Here is a 25,087-nt window from a genome sequence, read left to right on the forward strand (position 1 = left end):
CAGGAGAAACACGACTTAATTCACTCATATTATCTCCAGCTCGAATGAGGCTATAGGCTTGCATATGTGTTATTAGACAACCGGTCTATAGCTCTGAAACAATTTATATTCTCACTGTAGATTTCATCAGATAACTCAACACAAGAAGAAAAATCTCTCCTTTTTGATGGTTTATAATTAATTTTGTATCTAATGCTTGGTTCAGCGCTAAATAAGTTTATTCTAAATAATCGTAATGAAGAACAGCTCTTGCCTAAGGACAAGAGCTGACTGTTTGTTTCTTATACAGGATATACTGGATGTTTACGTGTTGCAGATACCGCCCCACGCAAGGAATAGGCTGCAAACCGTTTGATCAGCTCCTCTCGCAGTTCCCCTGCAGGGATAATTCCGTCAATTACCATATCAGAAGCGAGTCGATATAAATCAATATTTTTACGGTAATCTTCTTGCTTTTCGGCGATGAATTCTGCACGTTCAGACTCTGCTACCTCGGCAATCTTATTCGCATATACCGCATTTACCGCAGCTTCGGGTCCCATAACGGCAATTTGCGCTGAAGGCAATGCAAGGCAGCAATCAGGCTCAAATGCAGGTCCAGCCATTGCATATAAGCCAGCGCCATACGCTTTGCGGACAATAACCGATATTTTGGGAACAGTAGCTTCGGAAACCGCCGCGATCATTTTGGCGCCATGACGAATAATCCCTGCCTGTTCGACTTTGGTGCCGACCATAAATCCTGGGACATCGACGAGGAATAACAGCGGTATGTGGAAGGCATCGCATAAACAAATGAACTTGGCTGCCTTATCGGCAGAATCGTGAAACAGGATACCTCCTTTGGCACGTGGTTGATTCGCAATAATTCCGATCGTCTTTCCATCTAAACGCGCAAATCCTGTGATCAATTCCTTGGCAAACAGCCTTTTGATTTCAAAAAAAGAACCCTCATCGATCAGACGATCAATTAATTCATACATGTCAAAAGAAGTATACTGATTGCCTGGAATAATTTCTTCAATGGTTAGCTCATGTTCTTTAATCGGTAGTGCTTCATATACGGGAGGCTTATTCTTGCAATTGGAAGGCAAATAGCTGAGATAGTCCCTTGCAAGCTCAATAGCTTTTTCTTCACTATAGGCAAGCACGTCCCCGCACCCGGAAATAGAGCAATGCATTTTGGCTCCGCCAAGCTCTTCAAGCGTCGCCTTTTCACCGACAACGATTTCAACGATTCTAGGAGAACCCAGGTACATGGATGCATTCCCATCCACCATGATGACAATATCACAAAACGCTGGTATATAAGCTCCACCTGCTGCAGAGGGCCCAAATAAGAGGCACACTTGTGGAATTACGCCCGAAAGCTTCACCTGATTATAGAAAATTCGCCCCGCACCTCTGCGTCCCGGATACATCTCCACCTGATCCGTAATTCGCGCTCCTGCGGAGTCGACTAAGTAAAGCAGCGGTACTTGCATTTTCTCTGCCGTTTCTTGCATGCGAATCATTTTCTCAACGGTTCGAGCACCCCAAGAGCCAGCCTTGACGGTTGAATCATTGGCGATAACGCATACCGTTTGTCCATTTATTTTGCCGATCGCTGTTACGACACCATCTGCTGGCAGGTCGGGATCCGTGCAGTTCGCAAAAAGCGCATCTTCAAATTCACAATCATCGTCAAATAACAATTTTAATCGATCACGAACAAATAATTTCCCTTGGTCTGAATTTTTCTCGTGATACTTGGGAGCACCGCCTTGCTCAATCTGCTCTATACGTTGCCGTAATCTATCCTCCTGCTCTTCATAACCCCTTGTCATCTTCATCTACTCCCCTTTGAAAATCGGGCGGCGCCGCTCCCGAAATGCTCGCAATCCTTCCAAGCGATCTTTCGTAGGTACAGTAACTTCATAGGCTATTTGTTCAATGGAAAGCCCCGTTCGAATGTCTTTCCCCCATCCGTGATCAATTGCGATTTTTGCCTGCGACACCGCAATTGGGGCATTCCTTGCAATCTGTTCGGCGATAGCAAGCGCCCGTTCGAGTAAAGCTTCAGGCGGCGTAACATATTCGACAAGACCGATGCGAAGCGCTTCCTCGGCTTCGATCTTGCGCGCTGTATAGATCAGCTCTTTGGCACGCCCTGTGCCAATAAGCCTAGGCAGGCGCTGTGTTCCGCCTGCTCCTGGGATAATGCCAAGCGAAGTTTCGGTTAGACCGAGCTTGGCTGTCTGCGCTGCGATCCGAATATCGCAGGCGAGCGCTATTTCTAACCCTCCGCCGAATGCAGCGCCATTAATGGCTGCAATGACTGGCTTCGCAAGTGATTCCAACTGGTTGATTGTATCGCGAATGAGCGTAACGGCAGCATACACTTCCGTTTCACTCATGTCCATTCGCTCTTTTAAGTCCGCTCCAGCACAGAAAACCTTATCCCCTTCTCCGATGAGAATGACAGAGCGTACAGACGGATTTGATTGACACTCGGCTATAGCACTTTGCAGTTGAATTAGCATCTGTTTGGATAATGAATTGGCAGCTTGTGGGCGATTCAACTTCAGGATGGCGACACCCTGACTGTTAATTGAAACCAGAACGGTTTGTTCCATAACTAAATCCGCCTAACATCCAATTTGACTTGCGATTACCATTCGCTGAACCTCCGAAGTGCCTTCCCCAATCTCAAGCAGCTTTGCATCACGAAAGAATCGCTCGACCTCATACTCCCGCATATAGCCATATCCTCCATGCGTTTGCACAGCTTGATTGCATACACTCATGCACATTTCCGTTGCAAAAAGCTTCGCCATAGCTGCTTCTTTCTTGAACGATCTTCCTTTATCTTTGAGCCATGCCGCTTTATAGACCATGTTGCGGGCCAGCTCGATATTCATTGCCATATCCGCCAGCTTAAATCGAATCGCTTGAAATGCCGACAAGTTTCGGCCAAATTGCTTGCGCTGCTTGGCATATTCAAGTGTTTTCTCAAAAGCGCCTTGGGCGATTCCAACAGCCATCGCGCCGATGCCAATTCGTCCTCCGTCAAGCGTGGCGAGAAATTGCTTGTAGCCGTTGCCAAGGGTGCCGAGCAAGTTATGTTTAGGCACGCGAACCTGATCAAATATCAGCTCGGTTGTGTCAGATGCATGCAGTCCCATTTTTTCATAGTTGTTTATCACTGTAAATCCAGGCGTATCTGACGGTACAATAAAGGCGCTAATCCCATTCGTGCCTTGGGATCGGTCCGTTACTGCGGTAAGTACGATATGTCGTGCATAACTGGCATTAGTAATAAAGCATTTTGTGCCATTAATAACCCACTCTTCACCATCTAACACGGCTGTTGTGCGCGTTCCTCCCGCATCCGATCCTGCGTCGGGCTCTGTTAGTCCGAATGCGCCTAGCGATTCACCGCTGCATATTTTTGTCAAGTAGCTTTCTTTCTGCTCATGGGTTCCAAATAAATGAAGTGGCGCGCCTCCCAAAGAAATGTGAGCGGAATACGTAATCCCTGTCGATGCACAAACCCGACTCAATTCTTCTACCACGATGGCGAAACTAATCGTATCCGCCCCTCCGCCTCCATATGCTTCTGGAAAAGGCAGGCCCATCAGCCCCAGTTTGGCTAATTTATCGCAGATATCTTTCGGGAAATTGCCTGTTCGGTCTCTGTCAATCGCACCCGGCGCTACTTCTTCGTCTGCAAACTCATGGATTAAATTCCGAATCATCAGCTGTTCTGTTGTCAGATCGAAATGCATCACTCCACAACCTTTCTTTTAGAACTCGCACTTTTAGGATTTGGGGAGATCAACGCTGTCATCTATTTCGACTTCCATGCGTAATAAATTGGATGCGAAGCATTTGCCGAGATTATCCAACCTCATCGTTGCTGAACCTCCGCCAGAAAGCGCATCTTTGCACACAAAGTTCATCGCATATAAATTAGGTAAGGTATATCGAATGACCTCACCTTTCACGAGTCCGCTAAAATGTTCTTTTACCCTCTGAGGAGTTACTTCCAGAAGTAAGGTATCATACAATTGCTTATTGGGTGCGAATATTGCGATGTTCACCGTATTTCCTTTATCGCCTGAACGCGCTTGCACCAGATTGCGGAGCCGTACCTTTGTCATAGCCGCACCTCCGAAACCGTTACCTTGACATTTGATTCAATAACTTCTCGAGGTACAAGACATGACCACATTCCGAGCAATTCACGCGGTTTCATGAGACCGAGAAAACCACCCATCGATGGTGGTCCGTTCAACATGAGAGGCGGAAATAGTCTGCCTAGCTTGGCTGCTTCCTCTTTGCTATCCGTCCGTACAGCAAGCCGCAAATAGACTTCGTTCAATTCTTGCGCAGGTTCTGTAGCGAGTGGTCCATGCAGAGAGTTATAACCGAGGTAGTCTGTTTGCACCTTTGCTGCCTGTAATCCGATTCGCTCAATCTGCCTCCGAATGATTCGATCCGCTGCTTGTGCCTTGGCTAAAGCATCCGGCCACGAATAACCACATATGGCTTGCCCGAGCCAGCCGTCTGCATAACCCATAACCACTTTTAGATCATCGGGCCGTTTCGTTCCCCTTGCACCTTTTAAAAGAACACGATTCGATCCTATATTCGTCAGATTTACTTGCTGCAGATCCAATACGACATCAGGAGTTAAATAGGCAGACGGGTCATGGATTTCATACAGCAATTGCTCCTTGACCGTATCAACGGAGACAAGGCCCCCTGTTCCTTCTGTTTTGGTCAGAACGAATTCCCCATCCTCACGCATTTCCGCAATTGGAAAGCCTATGCGATCCATATCCTCGATGGATGCCCAATCGCCGCTGAAGTTGCCGCCTGATGCTTGCCCCGAGCATTCCATCAAATGTCCCATGAGAATGCCTTGCCCAAGCCGATCCCAATCATCTGGCCGCCAATTAAATTCATAAATGAGCGGAGCAAGGAAAAGTGCAGAGTCAGTCGTCCGGCCTGTTATCACAACATCTGCTTCCTGACGCAGCGCTGTTACGATAGGTTCAGAACCCAAATATGCGTTTGCAAACAGGATTTTGTCGCTCACAAGCTCGAAGCTTCTTCCATCTTCTTGATGCGTCAAGGGTATTCCTTGCCGTCTCCAACGATCTAACTGATCAAGCACGTCATCCCCCGTTACAATCGCTACCTTCAATCCTTCTAAACCTAGCTCCCGCGCGATTCGAATAACTTCTTGCCCCGCACCAATAGGGTTCATGCCTCCTGCATTGGTCAGCAACTTAACCCCTTTCTCCTTTACATAAGGAAGCAGCTTTCGCATGGTTTGCGAGATATCTGCCGCATACCCTCTCGTTGAATCTTTTTGCCTATCCTTTTGCAATATGGCAAGCGTCAATTCCGCTAGACTATCAAAACAAAGATACTGAATACCCCCTCTCTCCGCTGTTTCGATTGCAGGTAGAAGGGTATCGCCGTAAAAACCTTGCCCTGCTCCAATACGAATTGTTCTCATTGCATCCCCCGTGAATCGTTATTCGGTCTTGCCTGTAACAATATATGGGTTGGAAGCTTGTTCTATTCGATTGAATAATGTGAGCCTTTATAAAAATAGAGCCTCCGTTATTAAGAACGGTAGACTCTTGATGATTGCGCTTTCCTGTCTCTTAGCTAAACAAAAATGGCGTCTATTCAACTTGCCTGTTGAATGAAAAACCTCCATCGCCACCGTAAGGAGCAAAGTGGCTGTGGAGGTTTTAACGTTTAATTATAGCCCAGATAGGCAACGACGGTGAAATCACCCGGCGAGTCCAGGACAAGTCTATACTGTCCGTCGGGTTGATTCGAAGCCAAAGGAACATTGAGACGTGCAGATTGACCGGCCTTAATGGTACTCGTTGAATTACTTCCTACCAGCACATCTCCGGTTGGGGTAACCCGGTACAGATTAAAATTAACCCCGACGCTGATCTGCCCGTTGTTAATGAAGTTGCCTTCGATATAAATATTGCCATGGGCTTGGACCGGCGCCCAAGTATTGTTGCCTGTACCCGGTCCGCTCGAGGCCGCCAAACCAGTAGAAGCAAAACTGAACAGCAGAACAAGCATGAAAGCGATAGACACGATTTTTCTTTTCATCCCATCTCAAGCTCCTTTTATTATAGAGTGAACTCGACAAGCACTTTCTTTGTACCAGGCGGATGGCTTTTACGTTTCGAATTCGCTTTCAAATTGAATGTCGTAGGTTGGCCGAACACCTCCCAATAGTGGAATTAATTGGGATATTCTGGGCTGTGTCATAAATATACATTACCTTTTTTACCAATGTCCATTAATATTCCCTTAATTTTATATGAGTTTTTTATGAATGCTCTTGCCCAATGGGCTATTCTACTCATACTGATTCTAGCTGTTGCCAACTCACCACTCCTACTACGCCGGAAAAGCAAAATAAGATAATACCCATTCGGCTATGATTACGGGTTCTTGTCCCTCCGACAGGCATTCAGGCACGGATCGTGGTCACGGAGCGGGCGATGAAAAGAAATTAAATAAAAGGCCGCCCTTGGGCGGCTCTTTATACCTTTAGCAGCTGCTTCATTTCATGTAGCGATATTCCAGGAGATTCTTCAGATTTGAGATTTTCTGCAGAAGCTTCTCCCCGACATTGGTTTCCCTCACCAGCTTCCGCTCCAGTTCTTTGTCCACCAGTCTTTTTACAGACAATACGTCTGTTCCGTTACATAACACATCTTCTTTTGAATTAAATTTCTTATGGGCGACGAGCTGCATCCCAAAGGAATTATACAACAAGGTATATCCGGCGATGCCCGTTGTGGATTGATAGGCTTTGGAAAAACCGCCGTCAATGACGAGCATTTTCCCGTTAGCTTTAATCGGGTTCTCTCCACGAATTTCTTTAACCGGAGTGTGGCCGTTAATGATATGTCCATAATCCGGATTCAAATCAAACTCCAGCAGGATTTTCCGGCAGATTTCTTCATTTTCACGCAAATGGTAGTAAGGGTTCTTTCTCTCCTTATGGGTTTCTTTATCTTGGATAAAGTACCGTTCAAAGGTGGTCATTTCTCTCTTTCCAAAGAGCGAGGAGTATTCCCCTGTCCAGATGTACCATACCATATCCGTAGCCAGATCATCCGTCTCCTCCGGATGCGCAAAGGCGTAACGTAAATAATACTCAAAGACATCGATCAGCTGGCGGCCCGAATACGTCTTGTCTTCAATCTGCATTTCTTCCATGTTTCCTTCTTCATTCAAAGGTATACAGCCGTGGATTAACAGATTCCCGTTGTATTTTAAATAAAAACTGCCTTTCTTCATAAGAAAATTCATATGTCTGGCCAGCTTTTCGGAATGCTGAACGGAGAATAGCAGCTTTTCCATCACCTGCTGCTCTTCATCCAGCAATTGTTCAGGCTGCTGCGGATTTACGGCCCTGAAACAGGTGTTTTCCAGCGGGTAAGTTTTTCCGCGTATCTTGATTTCATTTTTGTCGTAATCGATCTTCTCAAGCAAAAGCCTTTCAGACATATTAAAATATGGCCGTCGCTTTATAATCGGGATTTCAAGCTTAAACTGGATCATGGCAATGGCTTGATGAATTTTGGTAATCTGCAGGATTTCCTGCTCTGATACGTTATGGCCTTGCTGCAGCTTCGGTCTGAAGGCCGGATTATCATCATAGTACTTCTCCGCCAAGTTCAGCAGTGGGCGAAGATTGATTCCGTATACGTCTTCGATGATGTCCAGATTGTCGTATCTGGCGCAGATCCGGATAATATTCGCAAGACAGACCAGGGAGCCCGCATAGGCGCCTATCCACAGGACATCATGATTTCCCCACTGAATGTCTACGGAATGGTAGTTGATCAGCGTGTCCATAATTTTATCGGGGTCAGGCCCGCGGTCATAGATATCTCCGACCACATGAAGATGGTCAACCACCAGACGCTGGGTCGTATAAGCAAGGCCGATAATGAGCTTGTCCGCCTGGCCCAAGGAGATAATTTGCCGGTATATTTCCTCATAATAAGGATCCTTATTGTTGGTCGAATCCGTCTTGTATAGAAGCTCTTCTACAATATATACAAACTGCTCCGGCAGAGCTTTACGCAATTTCGAGCGCGTATATTTGGAAGAGGCATAAGAAATGAGCTTAAGCATGTGTTCAATCGTTTGTCTATACCACCGGTTCAAGGCTTGGTTATTGCACAGGTCTGCTTTTACAAGCTGTATTTTTTCTTCCGGATAATAAACTAACGCCGCAAATTCATTGATTTCATTATCCGTCCAAACCTCACGGAATAAGTCTTTGATTTTCTCTTTGACATTACCCGAACCGTTTCTTAGTACATGCTGAAAAGCCTGGAACTCCCCGTGCAAATCACTGACAAAATGCTCTGTACCCTTGGGAAGATTGGAGATCGCTTCAAGGTTGATGATCTCTGTTATGACTTTTTCTTCCGTATCGTATTTTTGGGCCAATAAATCTAGAAACTGCGCTTCCAAAACAGATGTCCCCCTTTTCATTACCGAATCGGTTCGGGGAGCCACGGGCCAATGTGCACTTTCCCTATTCTTTCGTGCCGACTTCTGCAGATTATCGGGGCAGCGATTGGTTACCATTTTGCATGAATACGCCTTCGGCTCCTCCAAACGTTCGGGATGCATGTCGCACACCCTAAAAATACGTCCTGCACTGCATCATTTGGACTCTTACTAACAGCTATTATAACTGAAACTACATTATCCTACCCGATCAGAAACTATCCGAATAGACAAATTCTTTATTCTCAATAAATCTCAAGGTATTTATTCTTGTCCTTTACGGCAATCGGGACAATTGTTCCGATAATACAAAAAAGCCGCTAAATTAGCGACTTTCTAATAGGACTTAATTTACAGTTAAATCTATACAATCATGTCGGCTTTCTTGGGTCTCGGTCTAAAAACGTAAATCTGTACCTTTCCTCCGGCGAGAAGTGATTAGAATGTTTACGCTTGTTCTGCCCAGTTAGCCGGATATGTTACATAGATAAATCGTGCATATTCTGGCACAGAAAATTGAATCTTACTTCCTGTCGGAATCAGGATCACTTCTCCTGGACCAGCTGACACCTTTGTACCATCAATGATAACATCCAGATGTCCCTCAATCACATAATCAATTTCATCATAGTTAAGTGTCCAGTCAAAGGTTGTTTCTTTCATCTCCATGATACCGCAGCCAAGTCTTGGACTTTCCTTTAGCGAAAAAAGATCTTTACAATAGACGACATCATTAGGGTTGCCTGTATCGAGACGATCCTCTTCTGTTACTTTCATATTTGGCACTTTAACAGAAGTAATCCCCCCAGGACCTCTATGAATGTTCTGTTCAATAGCATCAGCCCCTACTTTTTCCATGATGATTTTACGAACCATCTCTTCAATCATCTTTTTATCGATACTCATGGGTACCCTCCTCTACCTCTTAGGTGCAGTTTTTTGGAACCATTTTACTTGCAATGAGCATAGCAACCATTACAGCTGTGATACACTTTTGAACATCGATTCTGTTCTCGGCTAAAAATTTCCTCATCGCCCATTCCAGAAAATAAACACAAAAAGGCCTAAAGTTATACCGCTTCCTATCAAGTAGGAATGCTATAACCTTAAGCCTCTTTGCTTTAGAAAGACTACGCCTTTGTAGTCCTCTATTACATTTTAAACGTGAATGAAACTGTTGTTCCACACGCTGTAGATTCAAATTACATGCTCCATTTTAGTTTATCCTCTACATAACTATTTACAATAGATAAACCTGAACTTTTTTGTGAACATTCTTCAACGTTGAATGATTTCCATATTTGCTTGTATAACGTCCACCCAATTTGTATTATGCATCATCTCGGAAGAATCCCCATAGAATGCCTTTATGGCTTCCTGATCATCAAGCAGCTGATATCTCATCCAAGCCGTCAAGTAACCCCTATGATTGCCACCATCACCTTCAATCGCTGTATGTGCTGCACCTTTTGCCATCCCCATCATAACAGGCGTGCTTGCGTTAGTATTATGCAAGGCTAATTGATTCGTCGATACCGGTGAGATTAGAAAATCTCGTGTACCGCCCATAATGAGGAAAGGAACGGTAATACGTGCTGTATCGTACACATCTTCTGGATCGCAATACTTCAAATTCGGGAGAGCAATGGATACAACCGTCTTAATCAACGATCCACTTGTATAGTTGGTATGGGCATTAATGACCCCGGTAGCCCCTTGAGAATGTCCAGCTACACCAATTTGCTCCATTTGTATTTTTTGATAAAACAAGCTGTTTGCTAGTTGGTTTTCATTTTTTAAATAATCAATAGCCTCCACAATTTCTTTGCCTGTTCCCGTTGTCTTGCTATAGGAATCAATTACAATGAATCCCCAGCTAGCAAGATGAGTTAAGAGCCCATCATAGCGATCTGGCGTGGCATCAGTTCCATTCCCCCAAGAAATAACAGGATAGGATTCGTCTGCTTGAAATGCCGGGTAGTATATTCTAAATAAGGCCTCTCCGCTCGCATTCTTAACTTCTTTTACCTTTACATGATAGCTTCCTCGCTGTGCATACCGCTGCTCAATGCTTCCTTCTGCAAGTTCTGGTACATTAGAATGAATGATTATTTGCATGAAAATTGTTATTGGAACTGCAACGATAAGGAGTAAGGCTGACAACCATAAAATCCACTTTCGTTTTTTCAAAACCGACATAACGTGACCTCTACGATAGTCTATAGGTTTCTCTATCGTTTTCTCTGTTAAAATTATGAAACTAAAGGGATATACGTTAAAGATGTAGTTATGTTTCATTACATCCATTTTGGCTGTTGTCGGGCCACAAAGTGTTCAACTTTTTTAACTTTATCCAAAGTCACTTTGCCAGTTACTCCTTGCAGTACCCTTGGTGCATCCCCCGACCAGATGGGGTCTCGCTGAAGCTCCAGATCGAATATTCTTTCCCAGCTTTGTTCTTTAGTCATTTGTAGCTCACCGGCATAAAACTTATCCCATTCGTCTTCACTTACAGCGTTAAAAGTGTTGTTCAAAATACAGTGCCAATCATCAAAATCAGATAAGAGGACATCTTCAGGATCCAGATCCAGAGTTAAGCGCACGCACTTTCCACCACCTTCAAAATGGTTGTTTCCCCTCATATCAGGCTTCTTTAACCAAACCCACACAGGGTAACTACCATCGTAATTCGGTAGGCGCTTGCTCATCCGAGCAATCATCCATTTATACTCTTCAGGGTACATTAGGTAATCTTTGTTGCCCTCCAGATATCCGGAATTTTCGGCTTCTTCCCAAGATTCTAAAGCTTGTATCGTCCAGTACCGCAAGTACTCTCCCCTCGATTCTACAGTGTTGAATTCATTTTAATATGACCCCTCTTTTCACTGCCTATCATGAGGGAATAATACCATAGTTCCGGCTTTCTTAACATTTAATATGTAGGTAACTTTGTTTCATTGGACATTAACTGCGACACCGCGATGAACATTCGTGAAAATACTCATCTTCCCCGCTACTTTTGCCAGCATACCTTGTATAAAGCCACCGATCATGACGATCCCGCATCATCATAAATCTCCCATTTTCCAGGCATCCACTATGGCCTTCTCTCATTCCATTGTTTAAAATCCATCTGCGAATTTAATACTGGTACTTCTTTGGAGACTTAGGTATCCGCACAATCCTGAGCAGAGACTGAAGCGTATGTATGTGAATACAGAAGTCCGGATCATTGCTTAGATTAATTTGTTAGGCAAGATTCACCGAGCCACTGTGACGGGAGCCGATCTGAACTATGTTGGAAACATAATAAGCTTGCTTTCTTTCTATAACTTCATTTCTCTTTAGCCTTAGGGCTAGAAATATGAATGATTTTTATACTTCTGCGAAGCAATTGGAGGTAGATTATGTGAAGAAGGAAAAATATAAAATGGGGAAATTAGGAAAATATAAATTCATGAAGAAATATAAAATGATACGCAAATTTTTGCCGGACACTCGAACAGCAACTCTGTCAAACCTTAAAATCATGCTGAAGTTGTATAGATCAGTTTACTTAAAACCCGATGAGGGAACAGGCGGCCATGGGATATATAAAATCAACAGGGGCGAGAACAGCTTTGTTTTACGCACTGGTTCGAATTCACGTATGTTTAGCTCATTAAATGACTTATATGCTTCAATTCAAAGTATTCTAATTAGGGATAAATATGTTGTTCAAGAAGGGATTGAACTGTTAAAACACAATAATCGTCCGTTTGATATCAGAGTTATGGTACAAAAGAATGGAAAAGGAACATTAGATGTCACCGGAATTATCGGAAGACAAGCGAAGCGTAATAAAGTAGTAACGAATTTTCATTCTGGAGGAACTCCCTTATCTATTAACACCTTACTCAAATCACATCTGAATGGCGAATCAAGGAAACAGTACATTCAATCACTTGAGAGATTAGGGAAAGATGCAAGCACGGTCCTTGGTAAAAGTTATAGAAGTAAACGAGCATTCGGAGTTGATATAGCCATTGATAATAAAATGAATCCCTGGGTATTGGAAATTAATACCAAGCCTGATATGAGCATTTTTAACACTTTGAGGAACAAAACGATGTACAATAGGATTCTAAGATACTCAAAAATTAAAGGATAAGCAATAAGTTAGGACGAAGTTCTCAATCCCATCTACAGAAGAGCAGCCGTATACTTGATAATAAATGACGTCACGTTATTCTTTCCTTCATCCCGTTTTCGGGTAAATAGGAGAAATATAGAACAAATCCCTGGCTGAACGGCCAGGGAGCGTAATCATCATTGTTCTTTTACATAAATTAACTCCAAGTTCTCTCCGCGCCTTATTCCATGGTGTCCGCGGGCTCGGGCGTCACAGCCGCCGAGGACGTAAAATATGCTTGCAACTTCCGGTTCAACCATAGGGAAACCGCGATAAAAAACGCCACTCCGATAAACTTGATGGGCTGGTCGATAAAATCGGACAGATGCGTTCCGATATAGGAAACGCAGAATACCATGACTCCTTTGCCTAGAGCTACAGCTGCCGCAAAAGAAAGCGTCGGCATTCGCGTTAATCCCGCTGCCATGTTAATGACGACGAACGGCCCCATCGGGAACAGGCTTAAGAGAAAAACGAAGCTAAACCCGTTCCTCTGCGCCCACACCATGGCTTTCTGTACTTTCGGCTTGGCCGCCCAGCGCCGAATAAAGGGTGTATTGGACGCTTTGCGAATCAGCCAGAACGTAAGCAAGCTGCCCATGACGAGCCCGATCCACGAATATAAAAAACCCAGCCACAACCCATAGATGGCGGCATTAGCCCCAACGATCACGATGGTAGGCAGTGGCGGAACAAATGATTTCAGAAAAGTCAGCAGCACGCCGGGCAGCGGCCCCAGCGAGCGAAAACGCTCCAAAAAGAGTTCGATGTTTTGCTCCGTAAAATACTCCATTAAGCTGATCTCAGCGCCAACCATTGAAAGCGATCCCTCCTCTAACTCCAAGTGATTTCATTATACTACAGGTTTTGCTGATTGAAGCACTCACGCAATCTCTTGATAATCTTCCTGTGTACCGCCGTGCTGTTCATTGGTCCGTCATAAGGCGCAATTTTCCCCGACTCTTTTCCTTTGCTGAATAAAGCTCTATCCGAAAAAACAGGCGGTTCTAAGTACTTGATCCTTACTTCTAGATGATGTATATTAATTTTACATTGACATTACTGCAGGTCTAAAAAAGGAGGAGCCATGTCACCACGTACCAAAGAACAGAATGAAGCGATCCGGGAGATGCGGATGAACCAAATTATGCAAGCGGCTGCGGAAGTATATTTGGAGAAGGGCATTCAATTGGAAATACGCGATGTTGCGGTCAAGGCAGAGCTCGGCTACGGAACCGTGTATCATTACTACAAAAATAAGCACATGCTTTTGGAAGATTTACTGTGGGATGCCCTATATCGAACGGAGTCGGCAGTACTGCCCGCTTTGACGGAGGACGGCGGCAGTTTGCATAAAGCTGAGTCTTTCTCCAGACTGCTCCTGCGGATGTGCATCCAGGATCCTTCCGTATTTATTTTGCTTAAAACGGTTGCGGATAATTTTCATCACTTCCCGGGAAACCGGTTCATCAAGCTGTCTGACAATTTTCAGCAACGGATCTATTTGCCGTTTGTGGAATTGATTCGTGAAGGAATCGGTTCCAAATCACCGGAGAAAACAGCTAATCTGATATTTGGCTCGCTTGTTGGCTGCACAGCATTGAACATCCACCACAATATGCAAAGCGAGATGGATGTGGAAGGCATCGTCGATATGATCTTTTCAGGCATACAGGCAAAGGAGAGATAAATGGAATGGTCATCCTGAAATCAAAAGCTGAAATTGAAGAAATGAAAAAAGCCGGCCGAATCGTCGCTGCTTTTCATCAAGCCATCGCAGGCATGATCCGGCCGGGTGTCACGACGCTCGATATCGAGTCGTTTGCGGTACGGTTCCTGAAGGAGAATGGCGCCAAGGCTTATACGATAGGCTACAACGGTTATCCGTTTGCAACATGTGCGTCAGTCAACGACGTCATTGCGCATGGTTTTCCGAGCCGGAAGCCGCTCCAGGAAGGCGACATTGTCACCATCGACATCGTAGCGGAAGCGGACGGCTGGGTCGGCGATTCTGCTTGGAGTTATCCGGTCGGCGAAGTCTCGGAAGAAGCCCGTAATCTGATGCAGGTAACGAAGGAATGCTTATATCTTGGCATCGAAAAAGCGGTAGTCGGTAACCGGATCGGCGATGTGATGCACGCGGTTCAATCCCACGCCGAGCGAAACGGATTTTCGGTGGTGCGCGATCTGCTCGGACATGGCGTAGGAAGAGAGATGCACGAGGAACCGAATTATCCCCACGTCGGGAATCCAGGCAAAGGATTCCGCCTGAAGGAAGGGATGGTTCTTACGATCGAGCCGATGATCAATGCCGGAAAAGCGTTCATGACGGTTGATGCCGACGGATGGACCGCCAGAACCGCTGACGGCTCGCTTTCCGCACAGTACGAGCATACGATCGCTATTACTGCGGATGGCCCGATTATATTGACCGAACAATAGAATTCAATCTTTTTATTTAAATTCCAGATTTCAAGCAAAAAAATCGGCCGCTGTTCGCATGTTTGTGAAAGGGCCGATTTATGTTTTTCTTGAATTGCTTCGGATCTCTCCCTGGTTATGCTCCAGAAGATCCGAACATATAAGCTAACGTGTCCCGTTAGCGCAATTCAGGGAAGGTATTATTACTTTTCCTCGTTCCCCTGCCCGTTCGAACAGAGTGAACGATATATGTTCTTGTCGTATACCTCAACCGGGTCTTATTCTTCCAAGCTCCTCTTCCATCGGAGTTCTATAGGAAGTACAATTCGGCAGATATCGGCCTGGCAAACGATACCGATATTTTTCATAGCTTTCCTTCCCTATTGTTACGTTTTATCATCCTGCATATTGTACAGTTTTTCCAATAAGAGAAGAAAACCCCTTACAGTTCAACTTTCGACTGTAAAGGGAAGAAACTCGTTTATTTATCTAATACCTCTTTGTTTACAACGACGGAGCCTCTTCCTTCCTCAAGGAGAGTCTTTTGGAAGTTTCCAAGATCCTGAATTCCTACCAGATGCCGGAGGAGCCGGAGACTTGTTGGACAGACATTCATGTTGACGCCTCTGTTTTCCGTTTTCGCAGGTTTCTCTTTTCGGCTGAACAAAGCAAGCACAATCACAACGAGTGCAACAATAGCACCAAACCAGAAGGCATGGTTTATACCATCCCCCCAGTCCGTTGACTATTTCCTCAGCAGACTTCCGGTCACTTGTTTATTCTCCTCCTCTATAGCGAGAACCTCCCTTGCCGCTTCTATAAAAGATAATATGATGGGTGAAAGCCACTTGTCTTTATGCCATGACATCTGTGTATACACGTGCAAGTCCGGAATTTGCCACGGAAGGGCAACAAGTTCGCCCCGTTCAACTTCGGCTTCCGCTACGATTTGAGGAAGAAAGGCAATACCGATTCCCGAAATTGCGCATTGTTTAATGGCTTCGGCGCTTTGAAACTCTAAATACGTAATGCTATCAATGCCCTCTTTCTCAAATGACCGGTCAAACATGGTTCGATAGGGACAACCCTTTTCATTCGTCAAGAATACTTCTCCATGAAAATCTTCAAGCTGTAGCACATTTCGTTTTACGAGCGGATGATCTGGAGCAGCGAATAAGCGGAAAGTTTCTTCCACCAACGATTCCACTGCAAGTCCGCTCGAGCGAATGGGCTCGTCCAACATAAAGACAACATCCGCAGTTCCCTCAAAGAGTGTTTGCTTGAGCTCTTGATTGGGGACGGAGCGGAAGATGAGACGAACTCCCGGATGCTGCGAACGAAATCGTTGAAAGACAGCTGGAAGCCGATAAGCGCAAATAACCTCATTGGCACTGATCGTTAGGGTGCCGCTTAAATTTTCATTGTCATGTACGACGCTACGAGCTTCATCCAATTTGTTTAGAACGTCTTCGATATGAGTTAAAAAGCGCTTGCCTTCCGTTGTGAGAACGAGCTGTTTGCTCAAGCGGTCAAAAAGCCGGACACCAAGCTCATCCTCTAATGCTTTTATTTGCATCGTGACATTGGAGGGAACATAGTTCAGCACTTCCGCAGCCCGACTGAAATTTAATGTTGATGCAACCGTGCGGAACGTAATCAGTTGGCGCAATTCCATCATACGGTCCCCCTTTATTTTCAATATTATTGAATACTGATTTGAATATTATTCACTTTTATTGAGAGTAGCACAGATCTATACTAACAACAAGAAATACATTCTTAATGTATGGTTTGATTTTGAAGGGAGAGACAATATGATGGATTATGAGATTTTTGATTTGGGTGACGTAACCTTGCAATCAGGAGTGACTTTACCGAGCGCTTTTCTTGCTTACAAGACTTTTGGAAGATTGAATGAAAAGAAAGATAATGTCATCGTATATCCAACTGCTTTTGGCGACCAGCATGTTCAGAATGAATGGTTGATTGGAAACGGCATGGCACTAGATCCGCGAGAATATTTCATTATCGTTCCAAATTTGCTGGGCAACGGATTATCTTCGTCTCCCAGTAACACGCCTCCCCCATTCGACCGGGCTAATTTTCCGCAGGTAACCATCTATGACAACGTTAAATTTCAGCATCGGCTGATGACCGAAAAATTCGGTATTCAAAAAATCGCTCTCGTCGTTGGTTGGTCCATGGGAGGCATTCAAGCATTCCAATGGGGAGCAAGTTATCCAGATATGGTGGAACGTATTGCACCTTTCGCCGGAGTAGCCAAGACTTGGCCCCAAACGTATGTGGTCCTGGAAGGAATGAAAGCTCCGCTCATGGCTGCAGCCCGCTTCGATGCAAGTAAACTAAACCAGTTGACTTCTGCGGACATGCGCGCCGTCGGCCGTGTCTATGCGGGATGGGGCGTATCGGACGCGTTTTACAGAGAGGAACTTTATCGTGAGCTGGGATTTGACTCATTGGCAGATTTTATAGTTGGCGTCTGGGAAGAGAGCTTTATGAAGATGGATCCGCACAATGTCCTGGCCATGTTATGGACAGGCCAAAATGCAGATATTAGTGCAAACCCCGCTTATAACGGAGATTTCGATAAGGCGCTGGGAAGCATTAAAGCGCTTGCCTGCGTCATGCCAGGGAGCACGGATATCTTCTGCCCGGCGGACGATAACGAATACGAAGCTAAGCTTATGCCTAATGCTGTTTTTAATCCTATCGAGTCGATTTGGGGCCATTTTGCCGGTCGCGGAATCAACAGTGCCGATAATCAATTTATTGATGACAACTTAAAACGCTTGTTGGCGCTTAGTACAAATTGAATTGACTATCCTGCCCCGATCTATTATGAGGTCACCGGAACTTACTGGTTGACCTTCTTTTTATGTGGTCGTGCTTGCTGAGCAATTCTGCCCGTTTGCTTAACGATGGCAGCTATGAGCCGCCATGAAATATTTCACCCTCAATTTTTCCTTCAGATCGGTATACTTGGTCTGTGAAATGAGCTAATTTGATCTCACAATTATCTAATTGATTTCTCGCCAAAGGAGCATGAGCACTTTTGAAAAAATCCCTCTTTTCGATCTTGCGAAACCATCATTTTAATTTCATTAGATCAGCTTCATCTTCTTCCACTTCGTGATATGTGAAATTTCCCTTTTGCGTTTCGTTCTCCAATTCATTCAGAAACAGATTGCATCCTTCCAAAAATTCGTCGTATTCCTTGTCCCTTTGTTTATTTACACGATGTAACTCATCAATGGGGAACAAGAAAACCGAAATAGGTGAAAATGATTAATTACAGGCGGTAGTTCTTTCAAACAGGAGGAATCTAATTGTGGGACATCTAGTCAACTGGTTAGAGCATTACGGATACTTTGTTCTTTTTTGGGCCTCTTTCTTGAAATGCTAGCCTTACCGCTTCCAGGAGAAATATTAATGAGTTATGCGGGGCTTCTTGTTTTTCAGGGGAAGTTGAGTTGGTTCTTCTCCATTTTATCTTCTGGTCTTGGTGCTGCATCCGGAATGACATTAGCCTATTGAATCGGTTCTCGATTAGGTACTTCATTTTTCGAAAAATATGGCTCATACGTTCATTTGGGAACGGATAAACTTCATAAAGTTTCACGCTGGTTTCAAAAGTACGGAAACAAGGTCATATTCATTGCCTTTTTCATTCCTGGAGTTCGCCATATCACGGGTTATTTTTCCGGTGTGACACGTATTTCGTTTCGAAAATATGCTCTTTTTGCTTATAGCGGCGCTTTCTTCTGGACTACTACCTTTATCTCCTTCGGTAAAGTGCTGGGTCCAAAATGGGAACTGTATCATCATAAATTTAACAGGTATATGCTTATTGCCGGATTTATCGCTGCAGGAGCCATCATTATTTTCTATCTGTATCGGAAGTATAAAGAGCCATTAACAAAACAAGCATTTGGATTTTGTTTATGGGAAAAGATCGTCTGCTGGAATTAACATCATTCGCATGGGTGGTAATAGGTGGAGAAGCGCTGGATGAAGGACTCCGTTTGCTGTTTCATCGCATTGGACCTGCCTCCATTGGCTCTAATTCGCCTTATACCTTTCCAAGCGAGCAAACATTAATATCTATGACGGTATGCGGATTTGCAGCTTATTTATTAAATTCGGCATTATGGCAATGCTTTAATTCGGATAGCAGCAATATTCTTTGTTGTTTTCATATGTTTGCTTGTAGGCATATGTCGCATCTACTTTAACATACAGTATCCAAGTGATGTTGTTTCTGGTTATGTATTTGGTGGGGCGTGGCTGAGCCTAAATATCATTCAATTGGAGATTTTTCGGATATCAAAAAAGATACGGAGTGACAATTCATTGGATGGATGACAAATCAGTTAGTGCATTCTTAAATCTCTTGAGCAATTTAGAAAAGGCCCGTCCTACAAAAATGTAGGATTGGCCTTTTTAATTTCCATGCGGAAAAATTGGAGATAATGAGAAACCATGGACAACTGTTCCGGTTTTTACCGAAATGCCCTTACCAAAATTTAATTAATCCATAAGATAAATTGTAATTTAATTTAAGGAGGAGTAAGAAATGAGTGGAGCTGTTGCAGGAGTAGGTTATGGCCATTGTTGTTTTGGCACAAATATTGGAGCGATTCTGGTTCTCTTCATTTTGCTGGTTATCATTCTTAGAGCTTTTTGCTGGTAAGTAAATTTTTCGTGAAAATGGACTGAACATTGTTCTTTAAATCCTGCTAGCTTATGCTGGCGGGATTTATTTGTTTTTTTGGAGCGTTTTGAATAACCGATGCATATAATGTAGCGTAACTTTAACCGCCAAAACAAGAAGTTCATCCATTCTTAAGGTAAGTCGCCTATCCTTCTAACTAAAAAATTCCCATTCTGCTTTTGGAGAATGGGAATTTTTTTATATTTGATAAAGAGCGATAATTGCGTAATTTTCCTGCAATAATCATGAGATAATCCTCCTCAGAATCCATTCAGGGAGGATATTATTCATGGCCAGAAGATATACAAAAGAAGTGGGAAGCCCGCATTGCCGCTTTTCGTTCCAGGTGGCGAAAGAGCAACAAAATATTTTAGCTGGCTGTTTGCTCCCAAAAAGGGGCCAACTGGACGGATATAACTTCAATGACTTCTTCAAACATCGTTTCCACTGAGCGATTTTGAGGGTACCGGCTCCACTGCAAAGCCGATCCGAATATGCCCCAACTGATAACGAGTGCCATCGCTTCCAATTTTTCTTGCGAAAAGCCCTGTGTGTCCACTTCATTTACCCGTTTAAGCAGAAGCCGATGAAGATCCTGATGCATGGCATTTTCAAACATCGCTTCAAACTGCTTATCTCCGGGCGTACGACATTGTTGAAACTGCAAAAGAAAATCGAATATGGTTTGAATAAGGATTCGCAAATTGTCGGCATTGCATGTTGTTTCTTCCGGCAGTCTATCCCTTATAGTCATTTGGAACTTTTCCGTCATCCAATATTCAAGAAAGTCATGTTTATCCTGAAAATGCGCATAAAATGTTGTGCGATTTACGGTTGCTTGATTTGTGATATCATGCACAGAAATGGAATAGATGTTTCTCTTTTTCCCAACCAAATCGTTAAAAGCCTGCACGAACAATTGACGGGTTCTTTTAACACGCGGATCCTCGGGATTTACCGACATTTTATCCCCTCTTTCTCTTGAACTCCAATAACAGACAAAAGGACAAAAATGTTGGGAACACAACAAAAACAGCTTTTTGCAGGTTGTTCGCATAACTCAATCCTTTTATCTTTTACATAAGAGGTTGTTCAAAAAGTCACTGAACACGCACTTATACGGTTATGATTGCACAAACCAAATCGTATGGCAAGAAACTCATGATCTGATTTGCAAACGAAAGGATGAGTAGAAATGATTGTTGTTACAGGAGCGAATGGAAAATTAGGTCGGAAGGTCGTAGAGGAACTTCTCAAACGTGTTCCTGCCGGAGATATTGGCGTAAGTGTCCGTGATGTGCACAAGGCACAGGATCTAAAAGAACTCGGAGTTCGTGTTCGGCAAGGAAGTTTCGATGATTCCGAAAGTCTTCTTCACGCCTTTGAGGAAGCCTCTCAGGTTCTCATGATCTCGTCCCACTCCTTGGGAGAAGTTGCTGTTCGTCATCATCAAACCGCAATTGACTCGGCAAAGAAAGCCGGTGTTCGTCGACTGCTGTACACTAGCCAAATGTTTTCGCCTGCAACGTCGCATTTTCCTCCCATGGACGTTCATGCTGCTACAGAAGAGTTGCTAAAATCTTCGGGAATGCCTTTCACGTCGCTGCGAAACGGCTTTTATGCCGCATCAGCGATCATGTGGATGGGGGATGCCTTGAAAACAGGGGAATTGATTGCTCCGGAAGATGGTCCTGTTGCCTGGACCGCCCATTCCGACCTGGCTGAAGCCACAGCGGTCATCCTGACAGAGCAGAGATATGACGGTATAACTCCTAACCTTACGGCTCCCGAAGCGATTGACATGGATGGAATCGCATCGATTGCTTCCAAGATCATGGACCGACCGATTCGGCGAATGGTCGTGTCGGACGATGAATATCGGAACCGCTTACTGTCCCGAGGACTCCCGGAAGCGATGGTCGGCATGCTTACGGGGATGTTTCAGGCAAGCCGACAGGGAGATTTCTCGCAAACCAATCCCGCCTTGGAAAACCTGATTGGCAGATCCCCAGTGAATTTTGCGGACTTTTTAAAAGACTCGATTTCTCAATAACACGTTAACACTGACTTGTTTTGTAACATCGGAAGAGGGGTGTACACTATGGATGCTCTGATCCGTCCTTGACAAAAGGCGGGTACCGTGTTGAAAAAAAGTTATTAAAACCCGGCTGCTATGGTAGGGACAATGAACAATATTTCGTATAAGATGAGAGATTACTGTTTGATTTACGATACTCTGTATCTCCCTATGCTTTTTCGCTTTCGTATACGACATGTTGTTTACGACAAACAGGCCACTCCGATAGAGTGGCCCTCGTTCCTAATCATGTGTCTGTAACCCCGAGGATATTAAAGGCCTTTTGATGCAAGTGGTTAGTCCCACCATGACCATTCTCTTCAAACATTTCTAACCCTCTGCTCTATTCCATCAAGTAATAAGAGAATTCCGGAATTAAAGAGTACATCAGAACCCATCAATTTAAACATATCTTCTTCGTGCATCCGTTGAAGCAATGTAAATTGCGATAGATCCTCATGGGTATTCTCGTTATGATCCTCCTCTAATGATATCTGCAACATACGTTGTTCATATTCTTCAACGACAAAATGGATGACGTAGTTAAAAAAATGGGTTGTATATGAAGATTTTTGTTTATCCGTCAATGAAGTAGGTTCGATTATCTGCAATAGACATTCGAACAATTCCATAAAGTCAGCCTCTGGCCTTGACTTCATCAGAAGCTGACCGGAACAAGGGAATTGCTGAAGCTTGCTCCGAATAACAGTTGCGCTGATCTGTTACTCTTGAAGTACCAGTAGATCGTGGGGGCTTGAACATTCAACTCCTTGGAGAGGTTTCTCATAGTGAAATTTTCGATTCCTTGGTCTGAGAGAAGCTTCCATGGGGCTGCTATTATTTTCCAAACGAAATTAAAAAATAAACTTAGTTATTCCTCCAATTCTACATCTTCAGTGGGCAACGGCTTCTGGTTGAACATACTTTCTCCTGCTTTCGAGGAAAGCCGAACATCCCTCATCCCACGTTCAATGGCACTCACTTCATAATCGCGAAAAGCGGCCAAAAGTTCCTTTTCCCCGTTATTCACTTTGATTAATTCCTTCGAGAGCTCATAGGCATCAAAGAGAGCCGCATTCCCACCGATCTCTGCCGGTGTCATGGGATGCAGGGCGTCTCCCAGCAAAACCAGATTGGTCGTTTCTTTCCAAGGCTTATACGGCAGAACGTTACGAAGGTGATAAACAGCCGTTTTCTCAGGCTCCGCTAATTCCAGCATCCGTTTTACTTGTGGGTGCCAATGTTTGGTTTTCGCTTGAGCAAAAGACAACAATTCAAAACCTTCAATTGGAAGAGCTGCTCGTCAGGAATCCCGAACCACTCAGGCGAGCACGCAAATACAGCATACAGGTAATCCTGTTGAGGAGAAATTTTCACATTAAGGGACATGGATTCCGGAAATTGTTCAATATTCGGCTTGAAAGCTATGTCTTCAAGAAGAAGGGAAAACGGAGCATCTACTTCTGGATTTATAAGGCATCTCATGCTGCCATCCCCAATGAGCATGTTCAATTCCTTTCTCCGCTCATCATCCAGAAATACCTTGGTATAAAGAGCCCTGCCCCCAGTATCGAAAGTTTTCACCTCAGGTTTGTACTGATGCCGGACTTTGGATCCTCCACCGTCATCACCGACCAGGACATCCGCATCCATATGCTCCCCATTATCGAACCACACTCTTAAGCGTCCGTTTTCTAACCTTTCATAGTGGGTAAATCGGTATCCGAAACTGATCTTGTCACCTAGTTCGCCATGTACGTGGAGCTTTACCGACATCGATAAAGAAGATAGACAAAAAAACTGCCGACTTTATCGACAGTCTGGAGCATCCTAATTGGATGATCTAGATTCGGGGACGGGCCGTCCCGGGGCATGTAACCCCATCCGTTCTTCGAAAACGTGCCGAGGCAAGACAGCGAATTGGGATCGTGCGCAGGGAATAAGGCGATCTCTTTCCAGTTAATGACTTGATCTGTATAGTTATATATAATAGATTGATAGTCATTAATAATGGAGGAGGAATATTCTTGGACTCTACCTTGCAAATGTTAAAAGCTCTAACGGACGCCAACGGCGTACCAGGTCACGAAGACGAAGTGCGCGACGTTATGCGGGAGCACATTGCTCCTTACGCTGACGAAGTGACGGTTGATCATCTCGGCAGCTTGATTGCCAAAAAAACGGGCACGACTCCGGACGGCCCTAAAATTATGGTAGCCGGACATTTGGATGAGATCGGTTTCATGGTGACGCGGATCGACGACAATGGCTTCCTATACTTTCAACCGCTAGGCGGATGGTGGGAGCAAGTGATGCAAGCGCAGCGTGTGACTGTCATGACGCGCAAGGGGAACATTCCCGGCGTGATCGGCTCGAAACCGCCGCATATTTTATCGCCGGAAGCCCGCAAAAATTCAGTTGACAAAAAAGAGATGTTCATCGATATCGGCGCGGAAAGCAGAGAGCAAGCTACGGAGTTCGGTGTTCGCCCGGGCGACTCCATCGTACCGGTTTGCGAATTTACCGTGATGAAAAATGAAAAGATGCTGATGGCCAAAGCATGGGACAACCGCATCGGCTGTGCCATTGCGATCGATGTGCTGAAGCAGCTGAAAGACGTCGAGCATCCGAATACCGTATACGGCGTCGGCACCGTTCAAGAGGAAGTCGGCTTACGCGGAGCGAAAACGGCCGCAAATGTCATTCAACCGGATATCGGTTTCTCGGTTGACGTAGGAATTGCCGGCGATACGCCGGGTGTGACCGAGAAGGACGCCCTGGCCAAAATGGGCAAAGGGCCGCAAATTCTCATTTATGACGGATCGATGATCTCGCATCGCCGTCTGCGCAACTTCATTACCGACACAGCGGATGAGCTCGGCATTCCTTATCAATTCGACTATGTCGCAGGAGGCGGCACCGACGCCGGCGCCATTCACGTGACAGCCGGGGGCGTACCGTCGCTTGCGATTTCGATTGCAACGCGATACATTCATACGCATGCGGCGATTCTCCACCGCGATGATTTCGAAAACGCCGTGAAGCTGATCACCGAAGTCATCAAACGATTGGATAAAAACAAAGTGAAGGAACTTACATTCGGCCAAGGGTAGGGAGCGACTGC

At 44.6% G+C, this 25,087-nt stretch carries 27 protein-coding genes and 1 pseudogene; 10 read left to right on the top strand and 18 right to left on the bottom strand.

The features are described from left to right. Nucleotides 1-281 precede the first annotated feature (281 nt). The 10 genes from L6442_RS15760 to L6442_RS15805 all read right to left on the bottom strand — a co-directional run bounded on the left by L6442_RS15760 (nt 282) and on the right by L6442_RS15805 (nt 11,390). Complete coding sequence (locus tag L6442_RS15760; protein ID WP_212980805.1) at nt 282-1,826, bottom strand: acyl-CoA carboxylase subunit beta; 1,545 nt, start codon at nt 1,824-1,826, stop codon at nt 282-284. Between the two features lie 6 nt (nt 1,827-1,832). Then, nucleotides 1,833-2,615, bottom strand: a complete 783-nt coding sequence (locus tag L6442_RS15765; RefSeq protein WP_212980785.1) for an enoyl-CoA hydratase — start codon at nt 2,613-2,615, stop codon at nt 1,833-1,835. 12 nt (nt 2,616-2,627) lie between these two features. Beyond that, nucleotides 2,628-3,767, bottom strand: coding sequence for an acyl-CoA dehydrogenase (locus tag L6442_RS15770; RefSeq protein WP_212980784.1), 1,140 nt, complete (start codon nt 3,765-3,767; stop codon nt 2,628-2,630). A gap of 33 nt (nt 3,768-3,800) precedes the next feature. Next, entirely contained in the window at nt 3,801-4,142 is a 342-nt protein-coding gene (locus L6442_RS15775) for an AtuA-related protein (protein WP_212980783.1), read from the bottom strand. Then, nucleotides 4,139-5,509 carry an acyclic terpene utilization AtuA family protein gene (locus tag L6442_RS15780; protein ID WP_212980782.1) on the bottom strand — a complete coding sequence of 457 codons (1,371 nt, stop codon included), beginning with the start codon at nt 5,507-5,509 and terminating at the stop codon, nt 4,139-4,141. The genes L6442_RS15775 and L6442_RS15780 overlap by 4 nt, the downstream gene beginning before the upstream one ends. Before the next feature lie 248 nt (nt 5,510-5,757). After that, complete coding sequence (locus L6442_RS15785) at nt 5,758-6,132, bottom strand: hypothetical protein (RefSeq protein WP_212980781.1); 375 nt, start codon at nt 6,130-6,132, stop codon at nt 5,758-5,760. Nucleotides 6,133-6,591: 459 nt separating this feature from the next. Next, a complete protein-coding gene (locus tag L6442_RS15790; RefSeq protein ID WP_212980780.1) occupies nt 6,592-8,523 on the bottom strand; it encodes a fructose-1,6-bisphosphatase in 1,932 nt (643 codons plus the stop codon). Nucleotides 8,524-9,009: 486 nt separating this feature from the next. Next, nucleotides 9,010-9,468, bottom strand: a complete 459-nt coding sequence (locus L6442_RS15795; RefSeq protein WP_194233158.1) for a cupin domain-containing protein — start codon at nt 9,466-9,468, stop codon at nt 9,010-9,012. Nucleotides 9,469-9,840: 372 nt separating this feature from the next. After that, a complete protein-coding gene (locus tag L6442_RS15800) occupies nt 9,841-10,761 on the bottom strand; it encodes a poly(ethylene terephthalate) hydrolase family protein (protein WP_212980779.1) in 921 nt (306 codons plus the stop codon). A gap of 98 nt (nt 10,762-10,859) precedes the next feature. Further along, on the bottom strand, nt 10,860-11,390 hold the full coding sequence (locus L6442_RS15805) for a DUF3841 domain-containing protein (protein WP_212980778.1): 531 nt from the start codon (nt 11,388-11,390) through the stop codon (nt 10,860-10,862). A 581-nt stretch (nt 11,391-11,971) separates the two neighbouring features. Here L6442_RS15805 and L6442_RS15810 point away from each other — a divergent pair. Beyond that, nucleotides 11,972-12,712, top strand: a complete 741-nt coding sequence (locus L6442_RS15810; protein WP_237100337.1) for a YheC/YheD family protein — start codon at nt 11,972-11,974, stop codon at nt 12,710-12,712. Between the two features lie 202 nt (nt 12,713-12,914). Here L6442_RS15810 and L6442_RS15815 read toward each other — a convergent pair whose 3' ends face one another. Next, nucleotides 12,915-13,550: a TVP38/TMEM64 family protein gene (locus L6442_RS15815; RefSeq protein ID WP_212980777.1), complete on the bottom strand. Its 636-nt coding sequence runs from the start codon at nt 13,548-13,550 to the stop codon at nt 12,915-12,917. Between the two features lie 270 nt (nt 13,551-13,820). Here L6442_RS15815 and L6442_RS15820 point away from each other — a divergent pair, with 270 nt between their 5' ends. After that, entirely contained in the window at nt 13,821-14,423 is a 603-nt protein-coding gene (locus L6442_RS15820; RefSeq protein ID WP_212980776.1) for a TetR/AcrR family transcriptional regulator, read from the top strand. A 5-nt stretch (nt 14,424-14,428) separates the two neighbouring features. Then, complete coding sequence (gene map / locus L6442_RS15825) at nt 14,429-15,175, top strand: type I methionyl aminopeptidase (RefSeq protein ID WP_212980775.1); 747 nt, start codon at nt 14,429-14,431, stop codon at nt 15,173-15,175. 724 nt (nt 15,176-15,899) lie between these two features. Here the strand turns inward: map and L6442_RS15830 are convergent. Further along, a complete protein-coding gene (locus L6442_RS15830; RefSeq protein ID WP_212980803.1) occupies nt 15,900-16,829 on the bottom strand; it encodes a LysR family transcriptional regulator in 930 nt (309 codons plus the stop codon). 142 nt (nt 16,830-16,971) lie between these two features. On the opposite strand from L6442_RS15830, the gene L6442_RS15835 reads away from it, so the two are divergent. Further along, entirely contained in the window at nt 16,972-17,988 is a 1,017-nt protein-coding gene (locus tag L6442_RS15835; protein WP_212980802.1) for an alpha/beta fold hydrolase, read from the top strand. 112 nt (nt 17,989-18,100) lie between these two features. On the opposite strand, the pseudogene L6442_RS32960 reads toward L6442_RS15835, so the two are convergent. After that, nucleotides 18,101-18,436: pseudogene (locus L6442_RS32960) on the bottom strand (Chromate resistance protein ChrB). Between the two features lie 327 nt (nt 18,437-18,763). Between L6442_RS32960 and L6442_RS15840 the strand changes: the two are divergent. The 4 genes from L6442_RS15840 (at nt 18,764) to L6442_RS15850 (ending at nt 19,865) form a co-directional block, all read left to right on the top strand. Further along, the gene (locus L6442_RS15840; protein WP_237100338.1) at nt 18,764-19,144 is read left to right on the top strand and encodes a DedA family protein; all 381 of its coding nucleotides are present in this window, start codon (nt 18,764-18,766) and stop codon (nt 19,142-19,144) included. Further along, nucleotides 19,117-19,407, top strand: coding sequence for a hypothetical protein (locus L6442_RS15845; RefSeq protein ID WP_237100448.1), 291 nt, complete (start codon nt 19,117-19,119; stop codon nt 19,405-19,407). Before L6442_RS15840 ends, L6442_RS15845 begins: the two co-directional genes overlap by 28 nt. After that, nucleotides 19,376-19,537: a phosphatase PAP2 family protein gene (locus L6442_RS32965; protein WP_336513162.1), complete on the top strand. Its 162-nt coding sequence runs from the start codon at nt 19,376-19,378 to the stop codon at nt 19,535-19,537. Before L6442_RS15845 ends, L6442_RS32965 begins: the two co-directional genes overlap by 32 nt. A 211-nt stretch (nt 19,538-19,748) precedes the next feature. Beyond that, nucleotides 19,749-19,865 (top strand): YjcZ family sporulation protein, encoded by a 117-nt coding sequence (locus tag L6442_RS15850; RefSeq protein ID WP_212980774.1) that lies wholly within the window; start codon nt 19,749-19,751, stop codon nt 19,863-19,865. A 391-nt stretch (nt 19,866-20,256) separates the two neighbouring features. Here the strand turns inward: L6442_RS15850 and L6442_RS15855 are convergent, their stop codons facing one another. Next, on the bottom strand, nt 20,257-20,850 hold the full coding sequence (locus L6442_RS15855; RefSeq protein WP_212980773.1) for a TetR/AcrR family transcriptional regulator: 594 nt from the start codon (nt 20,848-20,850) through the stop codon (nt 20,257-20,259). A 231-nt stretch (nt 20,851-21,081) separates the two neighbouring features. Here L6442_RS15855 and L6442_RS15860 point away from each other — a divergent pair, with 231 nt between their 5' ends. Beyond that, nucleotides 21,082-21,939 carry an SDR family oxidoreductase gene (locus L6442_RS15860; protein ID WP_212980772.1) on the top strand — a complete coding sequence of 286 codons (858 nt, stop codon included), beginning with the start codon at nt 21,082-21,084 and terminating at the stop codon, nt 21,937-21,939. Nucleotides 21,940-22,283: 344 nt separating this feature from the next. On the opposite strand, the gene L6442_RS15865 is transcribed toward L6442_RS15860, so the two are convergent. From L6442_RS15865 to L6442_RS15875, 4 genes are all read right to left on the bottom strand, one after another. Continuing rightward, nucleotides 22,284-22,622 (bottom strand): TetR/AcrR family transcriptional regulator C-terminal domain-containing protein, encoded by a 339-nt coding sequence (locus L6442_RS15865; RefSeq protein ID WP_237100339.1) that lies wholly within the window; start codon nt 22,620-22,622, stop codon nt 22,284-22,286. Further along, nucleotides 22,622-22,750, bottom strand: a complete 129-nt coding sequence (locus tag L6442_RS33115; RefSeq protein ID WP_244871471.1) for a TetR family transcriptional regulator — start codon at nt 22,748-22,750, stop codon at nt 22,622-22,624. Before L6442_RS33115 ends, L6442_RS15865 begins: the two co-directional genes overlap by 1 nt. An 84-nt stretch (nt 22,751-22,834) precedes the next feature. Continuing rightward, entirely contained in the window at nt 22,835-23,182 is a 348-nt protein-coding gene (locus L6442_RS15870; RefSeq protein ID WP_237100340.1) for an FAD-dependent oxidoreductase, read from the bottom strand. A gap of 5 nt (nt 23,183-23,187) precedes the next feature. After that, on the bottom strand, nt 23,188-23,640 hold the full coding sequence (locus L6442_RS15875; RefSeq protein ID WP_237100341.1) for a hypothetical protein: 453 nt from the start codon (nt 23,638-23,640) through the stop codon (nt 23,188-23,190). 368 nt (nt 23,641-24,008) lie between these two features. Between L6442_RS15875 and L6442_RS15880 the strand changes: the two genes are divergently transcribed. After that, on the top strand, nt 24,009-25,076 hold the full coding sequence (locus L6442_RS15880) for a M42 family metallopeptidase (protein WP_212980801.1): 1,068 nt from the start codon (nt 24,009-24,011) through the stop codon (nt 25,074-25,076). The last annotated feature ends 11 nt before the right edge of the window (nt 25,077-25,087 follow it).

It is taken from the genome of Paenibacillus azoreducens (assembly GCF_021654775.1).
Taxonomy (GTDB): Bacteria; Bacillota; Bacilli; order Paenibacillales; family Paenibacillaceae; genus Paenibacillus_AQ; species Paenibacillus_AQ azoreducens.

Excerpts from the sequence above, each read along its gene's own strand:
- L6442_RS15850 (WP_212980774.1), top strand. The coding sequence starts at position 19,749 with ATGAGTGGAGCTGTTGCAGGAGTAGGTTATGGCCATTGTTGTTTTGGC.
- map (WP_212980775.1), top strand. The coding sequence starts at position 14,429 with ATGGTCATCCTGAAATCAAAAGCTGAAATTGAAGAAATGAAAAAAGCC.
- L6442_RS15795 (WP_194233158.1), bottom strand. The coding sequence starts at position 9,468 with ATGAGTATCGATAAAAAGATGATTGAAGAGATGGTTCGTAAAATCATC.
- L6442_RS15765 (WP_212980785.1), bottom strand. The coding sequence starts at position 2,615 with ATGGAACAAACCGTTCTGGTTTCAATTAACAGTCAGGGTGTCGCCATC.
- L6442_RS15845 (WP_237100448.1), top strand. The coding sequence starts at position 19,117 with ATGGGAAAAGATCGTCTGCTGGAATTAACATCATTCGCATGGGTGGTA.
- L6442_RS15880 (WP_212980801.1), top strand. The coding sequence starts at position 24,009 with ATGTTAAAAGCTCTAACGGACGCCAACGGCGTACCAGGTCACGAAGAC.
- L6442_RS15760 (WP_212980805.1), bottom strand. The coding sequence starts at position 1,826 with ATGACAAGGGGTTATGAAGAGCAGGAGGATAGATTACGGCAACGTATA.
- L6442_RS15770 (WP_212980784.1), bottom strand. The coding sequence starts at position 3,767 with ATGCATTTCGATCTGACAACAGAACAGCTGATGATTCGGAATTTAATC.
- L6442_RS15780 (WP_212980782.1), bottom strand. The coding sequence starts at position 5,509 with ATGAGAACAATTCGTATTGGAGCAGGGCAAGGTTTTTACGGCGATACC.
- L6442_RS15800 (WP_212980779.1), bottom strand. The coding sequence starts at position 10,761 with ATGTCGGTTTTGAAAAAACGAAAGTGGATTTTATGGTTGTCAGCCTTA.
- L6442_RS15865 (WP_237100339.1), bottom strand. The coding sequence starts at position 22,622 with ATGAAGTCAAGGCCAGAGGCTGACTTTATGGAATTGTTCGAATGTCTA.
- L6442_RS15830 (WP_212980803.1), bottom strand. The coding sequence starts at position 16,829 with ATGGAATTGCGCCAACTGATTACGTTCCGCACGGTTGCATCAACATTA.
- L6442_RS15870 (WP_237100340.1), bottom strand. The coding sequence starts at position 23,182 with ATGCTGGAATTAGCGGAGCCTGAGAAAACGGCTGTTTATCACCTTCGT.
- L6442_RS15860 (WP_212980772.1), top strand. The coding sequence starts at position 21,082 with ATGATTGTTGTTACAGGAGCGAATGGAAAATTAGGTCGGAAGGTCGTA.
- L6442_RS15775 (WP_212980783.1), bottom strand. The coding sequence starts at position 4,142 with ATGACAAAGGTACGGCTCCGCAATCTGGTGCAAGCGCGTTCAGGCGAT.
- L6442_RS33115 (WP_244871471.1), bottom strand. The coding sequence starts at position 22,750 with ATGAGAAACCTCTCCAAGGAGTTGAATGTTCAAGCCCCCACGATCTAC.
- L6442_RS15815 (WP_212980777.1), bottom strand. The coding sequence starts at position 13,550 with ATGGTTGGCGCTGAGATCAGCTTAATGGAGTATTTTACGGAGCAAAAC.
- L6442_RS15785 (WP_212980781.1), bottom strand. The coding sequence starts at position 6,132 with ATGAAAAGAAAAATCGTGTCTATCGCTTTCATGCTTGTTCTGCTGTTC.
- L6442_RS15835 (WP_212980802.1), top strand. The coding sequence starts at position 16,972 with ATGGATTATGAGATTTTTGATTTGGGTGACGTAACCTTGCAATCAGGA.
- L6442_RS15820 (WP_212980776.1), top strand. The coding sequence starts at position 13,821 with ATGTCACCACGTACCAAAGAACAGAATGAAGCGATCCGGGAGATGCGG.
- L6442_RS15855 (WP_212980773.1), bottom strand. The coding sequence starts at position 20,850 with ATGTCGGTAAATCCCGAGGATCCGCGTGTTAAAAGAACCCGTCAATTG.